This is a genomic window from Rhizobacter sp. P3_B12 (genome assembly GCF_056402895.1).
This window is the reverse complement of record NZ_JBFUGN010001571.1, coordinates 1-845: the sequence shown is the minus strand read 5'-3', so window position 1 is coordinate 845 and position 845 is coordinate 1. Positions and strand designations below refer to the sequence as shown.

General features: G+C 66.7%; 1 protein-coding gene. It reads left to right on the top strand.

Annotated features, from left to right (window positions below; genetic code table 11):
- Window positions 1-329 precede the first annotated feature (329 nt).
- A partial coding sequence (locus AC1D01_RS36935; protein WP_477874812.1) for a SpvB/TcaC N-terminal domain-containing protein occupies window positions 330-845 on the top strand: 516 nt, incomplete at its 3' end.

Genomic DNA, 845 nt, shown 5'->3' with positions numbered 1-845 from the left:
GTTTCGGCCCGTGCCCGTTGCCTCATCACGATCAAGCTCGCTCGACACTTGGTGGTCGATGCCGCAGGGCCGTCCTCTCGATCAGGCTGAACGGCGTGATGATCGAGTTGCTGCAGGCGCCGCCGAAGATCGTCGCGGCGTTGGGCTGATGCGCTTGTGGCTTGTCATCGGCTTGCGATAAGCTGCGACTTCTGCTGTCATGCTGCCTCCGATGCGAAGCAGCTTGACCGGACGGGCGCGAGGCTTCCAAAGAAGGCCGGTTGAAGCGCCGCTGCACGCGGGCACAGAGGCGGCCGCCGGCCGCTGTCAGGGAGGACAGCATGATTCTTATGGAAGCGTTGCACGCTCGCGGTGGCGTGCCCGCATGGCAGGTGGCTCGCCACGCTGCGGCGCTGATGGCCTGTGCGCTGTTGACCAGCGTTGCGCAGGCGCAGATGGCGATTCCCGGCAGCTTTTCAGTCTCGCCCGATGGCGCGGCGACCTATGGCATTCCGATCCAGGTACCACCCGGTATCGCCGGCATCGAGCCGTCGCTGACGCTCGGGTACAACAGTCGCTCTGGCAACGGCCCCCTCGGCGTGGGGTGGAATGTGTCGGGGCTGTCACAGATCACGCGCTGCCCGCAGACCTTGCCGCAGGACGGCGCGCAGACCGGCGTCAACTACACGGCGTCCGACCGCTTCTGCCTGGATGGGCAGCGGCTGATGGTGGTGGCCGGCACCTATGGTGCGGCCGGGTCCGAGTACCGCACCGAGCTTGAGAGCTTCTCCAAGGTGGTGGCCAACGGCGCTGCAGCCGGCGGCGGACCGACCAGCTTCGTCGTCAAGACCAAGGCCGGGCTGACG